We start from the raw sequence: 765 nt of genomic DNA on the forward strand, positions 1-765 counted from the left end.
ATCTCCCTCATCTCCCCCATCTCCCCCATCTTTCTCATCTCCCCCACCTCCCCCACCTCCCCCACAACCTACTGAGACATTTGTTGAGCCATCACAATTTGATTTTGCTCAAATTTGGCAGCAGGTAGTGAGTAATATTCAGCAAATATCCAGACGTGCTTTACTGGGGCAAATGTGTCATCTAATTGAATTTGATGGTGCAACAGCCCGTGTTGGTGTCAAACCTGCATGGTATGACAAAGTTAAATCTGATTTACCGATGATTACTGCGGCTTTTGGACAAACTTTCCAAAGGGAAGTGTTGGTAACTCTAGAAAAAGCTACTCCCTCAAATTCTGCCACCGCCAGGAAAGAACCACCAGCTAGAGGTAACGGTTCCCAGACTGTCAAGCAGCCACCGCCACCTAGTTATCACAACCAAAAACCACCAGCACCCACACCCACACCACAGCCACCAGTACCAGCCCCACCAGCAAAAACAGAAGCGGTAGTCAAAAGTACAGGAGGCGCGAAAACGCCAACACCATCACCCCAACCAGCACCTTTAGCAAATTGGGAAACCGATGAAGTGGCGATCGCTGCCCAACGTTTAGCACAATTCTTTGATGGGCAACTTGTCAGATTAAGCGAGGATAGCGAAGAATTAAGCGAAATCAGTACATCAGAATTGGTAGATAACTTGCCAGATGATGATTGAAGTCATTAGTCATTAGTCATTAGTCATTAGTCATTAGTCATTAGTCATTAGTCATTAGTCATTAGTTA

1 pseudogene is annotated in these 765 nt (G+C 45.8%); it reads left to right on the forward strand.

The window, feature by feature from the left end:
- A pseudogene (locus AACS98_RS21810) lies at nt 1-697 on the forward strand (DNA polymerase III subunit gamma/tau); the annotation flags it as partial.
- Nucleotides 698-765 lie beyond the last annotated feature (68 nt).

The organism is Anabaena sp. CA = ATCC 33047 (assembly GCF_963870205.1).
Taxonomy (GTDB): Bacteria; Cyanobacteriota; Cyanobacteriia; order Cyanobacteriales; family Nostocaceae; genus Trichormus.